Source organism: Neisseria sp. P0021.S006 (genome assembly GCF_051956895.1).
On the sequence record NZ_JBQCWZ010000070.1, the window covers coordinates 1 to 4850 of the forward strand.

The following is a 4850-nucleotide window of genomic DNA, read 5'->3' on the forward strand; positions in this document are numbered from 1 at the left end:
TTGGCTTCGGCATCTTTCACCATGCGTTCGATTTCTTCTTCGCTCAAACCTGAAGAACCTTGGATGGTAATGTTGGCCGCTTTGCCGGTGCCTTTGTCTTTGGCAGAAACGTGCAAGATACCGTTGGCGTCAATGTCGAAAGTAACTTCAATTTGCGGCATACCGCGTGGTGCAGGTGCGATATCGGTCAAGTTGAACTGACCCAAAGATTTGTTGGCAGAAGCGCGTTCGCGTTCTCCTTGCAGTACATGGATGGTTACTGCGCTTTGGTTGTCTTCGGCAGTAGAGAACACTTGAGACGCTTTAGTCGGAATAGTAGTGTTCTTTTGAATCAGCTTGGTCATCACACCGCCCATGGTTTCGATACCCAAAGACAGAGGAGTTACGTCCAGCAGCAATACGTCGCTACGGCCGCCGCTCAATACTTCGCCTTGAATCGCTGCACCTACGGCAACAGCTTCGTCAGGGTTCACGTCTTTACGAGGCTCTTTACCGAAGAAGGCTTTAACGGCTTCTTGTACTTTCGGCATACGGCTTTGACCGCCGACCAAAATCACGTCGTCGATGTCGCTGGTGCTCAAGCCGGCATCTTTCAATGCGATTTTACAAGGCTCGATAGAACGTTGGATCAAGTCTTCAACCAGGCTTTCAAATTTGGCACGGGTAATTTTCATGGCCAAGTGTTTAGGACCGGTTGCATCCATAGTGATGTATGGCAGGTTGATTTCAGTTTGCTGACCGCTGGACAATTCGATTTTGGCTTTTTCAGCAGCTTCTTTCAGACGTTGCAGAGCCATTACGTCTTGTTTCAAATCAATGCCTTGTTCTTTTTTGAACTCGTCAATGATGTAGTCGATCAAGCGTTGGTCGAAGTCTTCACCGCCCAAGAAAGTATCGCCGTTGGTTGCCAATACTTCGAATTGTTTGTCGCCGTCGAGGTTGGCGATTTCGATGATGGAAATATCGAAAGTACCGCCACCCAAGTCATATACGGCTACTTTACGGTCTTTGTTGTCGCCTTTGTCCATACCGAATGCCAAAGCGGCAGCGGTTGGTTCGTTAATGATACGTTTTACTTCCAAACCTGCGATACGGCCTGCGTCTTTAGTCGCTTGACGTTGGCTGTCGTTGAAGTAGGCAGGAACGGTAATCACAGCTTCAGTGACTTTCTCGCCCAAGTAAGCTTCAGCGGCTTCTTTCATTTTACGCAAAACTTCTGCGGAAATTTGAGGAGGAGACAGCTCTTTACCTTGCGCTTTCACCCATGCGTCGCCGTTGCTGGCTTTGATGATTTCGAAAGGCATAGATTCGATGTCGCGTTGAACTTCTTTGTCTTCAAATTTGTGGCCGATCAAACGTTTGGCGGCGTAAATAGTGTTTTTAGCGTTGGTTACCGCTTGGCGTTTTGCAGGCGCACCGACGAGGATTTCGCCGCCGTCCAAATAAGCGATAACGGAAGGAGTGGTGCGTGCACCTTCTGCATTTTCGATCACTTTGGTTTGACCGTTTTCAGAAATAGCCAAACAAGAGTTGGTTGTACCTAAGTCAATACCGATTACTTTTGCCATATTATGTTGCTCCTAATAAATAAACTTTTCTAAATTAATAATCCTGTGGAACATTTCGTTCCGATGGCTTGTAAATAAGGTTGCTTCATTTTTTTTCAAGGCTTAATTTGAATTTTTTTTTAAATTAAATTCAAGTACTTGATTTATTTATCCACAAGCCGTTTATTCTTTTTTCAGATGGCCGGCTTTAATTTTCCAATTCCGGTTTATCGGAATGATTTTCCAATAGCGGAACATCGGAATTTGAAACCGGATAAGGCCGTCTGAAGATTTTATGCTTGATAAACTTTATCAAGCGGTTCCTTCAATCTTCTTTTTTCGCCACGACAACCATCGCAGGACGCAGCACGCGGTCAGATAGTGTGTAGCCTTTTTTCATCACACTGACGATGGTATTCGGCTCTTGCTCGCTGACGACTGCCTGCATCGCTTGATGTTGGTGCGGATCGAGTTTGTCACCCGGCTGTGGGTCGATTTCTTTAATGTGTGTGGCATCAAATGCTTTTTGCAGCTCGTTCAAAGTCATTTGCACGCCCATTTTCAGCGCATCGAAATTACCGCTTTGGTCGAGCAGCGCCATTTCGAGATAATCTTTAACCGGCAACATTTCTGCTGCAAATTTTTGTCCGGCGAATTTATGGGTGTCGGCGATTTCCTGCTGATGGCGGCGACGCAGGTTTTGCTCATTTGCCAAACCGCGCAGCTCGCTGTCTTTGAGCTGACCTTCCAACTCGGCGACACGCGCCTGAAGCTCTTCGTAAGTCGGTTCTGCTTGTTCGGTTTCAACGGTTTCGGCAGTTTCTACGGCTGCCGCTTCTTCTGCTTCGTGCTGATGTTGTTCGTTATGCTCCGTCATTTCTGACATCCTTTTAGCGTGTTGATATTCGATGTTTCATATATAAGGCCGTCTGAAAAAACTTCAAGCATTTGAATACCGATTATCAAATGCCTTGTTAAAAGACGTTGGAAAACGGTAAGATAGCCATCTGATTTTATTCTTCAGACGGCCTCGAATATGAAAAAAGACCATTTGAATTCAACCGATTTTAATCTGTGGCACACCATTCGCGAAGAAACCGAAGCGGCCGCTGCGGCCGAACCGATGCTGGCAAGCTTCCTGCATCAAACCGTGTTGCGCCACGATTCGCTCGATTCGGTACTTGCCTACCATCTTTCCAGCAAGCTCGGTAGCCCGATTATGGACGTGCGCGCGCTGTTTGAAATCTATCAGCAGGCTTTGAGCGTGGACACCCGTATCAGCAAATGTGTCGAGGCCGACTTAAAAGCCATTTACGAGCGCGACCCAGCTTGTGATGAATATTCGCTGCCGCTGTTGTATTTCAAAGGTTTCCACGCCGTACAGGCACACCGCATCAACCACTGGCTCTATCAAAACGGCCGTAAAACGCTGGCGTATTTCCTGCAAAACCGCATGTCGGAAGTCTTCGGTGTTGACATTCACCCTGCCGCCCGTTTCGGTCACGGTTTGATGCTCGACCATGCCACCGGTTTTGTGGCCGGCGAAACCGCCGTCTTGGGCAACAATATTTCTATCCTCCACGGCGTAACGCTGGGCGGTTCGGGCAAAGAAAGCGGCGACCGCCACCCGAAAATCGGCAATGGCGTGATGATTGGTGCGAACGCTTCGATTTTGGGCAACATCCGTATCGGCGAAAATGCCAAAATCGGCGCAGGCAGCGTGGTGGTTGCCGATGTGCCGTCTTCGATTACCGTTGTCGGCGTACCCGCCAAACCGGTTGGCCGCTCGTCCAAAACCCCGTCTGCCGATATGGATCAAAGCATTCAATTATCGACTACGGATTTTGTTATTTAAGCAATCTGCCATTTTAAAGGCCGTCTGAAAGATTTGTTCTTTCAGACGGCCTTTTATCATTTAAATCTTGATGTTAACCACGTTTTCGCAAGGCTTCCAAATGCATTTTAACCTGCTTGACTTTCTCTTCGGTAAACAGGTTGGCAATGTTTTTCCAAATGCTGTGATAACCGTAAGGCCCATGTTGCATTTCGACTTTTGCCTCCTCCACCGACCAGCCTTGATAGATGATGCGGTACATTCCGGCAATCAAACCGGTACGGTCTGCGCCATGATAACAATGAATGAGCACTGCGCCGTTTTGCTGTTGTTTTTCAATCAGGTATAGGATTTCCGCAATCTCTTTCGGCTTAATGCTCCATGACAGCAACGGACGGTTTAGCAAGGTCAAACCATGCTCTTTCAAATGGTCGTCATCGTTGCGGTCGAAAAAGCGCAAGTTGATCACGCTTTGAATGCCCAGCTTGACGATGGCTTCGCCATCTTCGGCAACAGGCTGCTCGCTGCGGTAAAGCTTGTCGTCGATACGATAAAGGTTGGCATCGTGTTTGACGGGCGTTGCCCAACGTGCGGACTGAACGGCTTTGTTGCCGTTATCCGGCGGCGCGGACGAGCAAGCGATGGGCAAGCCGGAAGCGAGAAGGCACAATAAAAGACGGCGCATAAAATTCCTGTATGAAAATCAATTGGAAATCAAAATATCATGCGATTCTATCAAAACCCGTTCGGATATTCTATCCGCGCAAACCGCGTTACAATAAAGCCTCTTTTTTCAGACGGCCTTTCATCATGACCTGCCTTGCTTGGAACACCACGCCTTCCCTTGCTACCCTTTGCCGCGCGATCGAACAACATACCGCGCCGCTTTATTTGATTGTCTGCCTGCCTGAAAACCATATTCCCGATTTTCCGCTGTCAAATCTTCCCTCCGAGCTTGAAGGCCGTCTGAACAATCGTCTCGCTCAAGCCATGAAATGCCTTCAGTTCAACAGCGTCAATGTTTTAGAAAACCTCTTGCCTGATGTGCATCTCTGGCTGGTTCCGCCACACCGCGCCGACCGCTTACACGAACATTTCCATCATATAGAATGGCAAACCGAAGCCATATCCCAATCCGCCCCTATTCCTCTAAAACCTTGGTTCAGACGGCCCGAACATCAAGCCGTGCCCGAACACGTCCTGATTATCGGCGCAGGCATTGCCGGCGCAGCAACCGCGCACAAACTGGCGGAGCACGGCGTACGCGTTACGGTTTTGGAGGCAGGCAAAGCGGCGCAGGCAGGCAGCGGCAACCGCCAAGGCTTACTCTATGCCAAAATCTCGCCACACGATACCGAACAAACCGAGCTGCTGCTGACAGGCTACGGCTACACGCGCCGATTGTTGGAAGACTTGCTGCCCGACTCCGACGTATGGGGCGGCGACGGCGTATTGCATTTGAATTTTGA

At 48.8% G+C, this 4850-nt stretch carries 5 protein-coding genes; 2 read left to right on the forward strand and 3 right to left on the reverse strand.

Annotated features, from left to right (window positions below; translation table 11 throughout):
• Both dnaK and grpE read right to left on the reverse strand, forming a co-directional pair.
• A partial coding sequence (gene dnaK / locus ACTHUM_RS10465) for a molecular chaperone DnaK (protein ID WP_440402851.1) occupies positions 1-1568 on the reverse strand: 1568 nt, incomplete at its 3' end.
• 304 nt (positions 1569-1872) lie between these two features.
• Entirely contained in the window at positions 1873-2433 is a 561-nt protein-coding gene (grpE, locus tag ACTHUM_RS10470; RefSeq protein ID WP_440361281.1) for a nucleotide exchange factor GrpE, read from the reverse strand.
• A 150-nt stretch (positions 2434-2583) separates the two neighbouring features.
• Between grpE and cysE the strand changes: the two genes are divergently transcribed.
• Complete coding sequence (cysE, locus tag ACTHUM_RS10475; RefSeq protein ID WP_004520667.1) at positions 2584-3402, forward strand: serine O-acetyltransferase; 819 nt, start codon at positions 2584-2586, stop codon at positions 3400-3402.
• A 73-nt stretch (positions 3403-3475) separates the two neighbouring features.
• On the opposite strand, the gene ACTHUM_RS10480 is transcribed toward cysE, so the two are convergent.
• Positions 3476-4066, reverse strand: coding sequence for a tyrosine-protein phosphatase (locus ACTHUM_RS10480; RefSeq protein ID WP_440361280.1), 591 nt, complete (start codon positions 4064-4066; stop codon positions 3476-3478).
• Positions 4067-4191: 125 nt separating this feature from the next.
• Here ACTHUM_RS10480 and ACTHUM_RS10485 point away from each other — a divergent pair.
• A partial coding sequence (locus ACTHUM_RS10485; RefSeq protein ID WP_440402852.1) for an FAD-dependent oxidoreductase occupies positions 4192-4850 on the forward strand: 659 nt, incomplete at its 3' end.

Excerpts from the sequence above, each read along its gene's own strand:
- grpE (WP_440361281.1), bottom strand. The coding sequence starts at position 2,433 with ATGTCAGAAATGACGGAGCATAACGAACAACATCAGCACGAAGCAGAA.
- cysE (WP_004520667.1), top strand. The coding sequence starts at position 2,584 with ATGAAAAAAGACCATTTGAATTCAACCGATTTTAATCTGTGGCACACC.
- ACTHUM_RS10480 (WP_440361280.1), bottom strand. The coding sequence starts at position 4,066 with ATGCGCCGTCTTTTATTGTGCCTTCTCGCTTCCGGCTTGCCCATCGCT.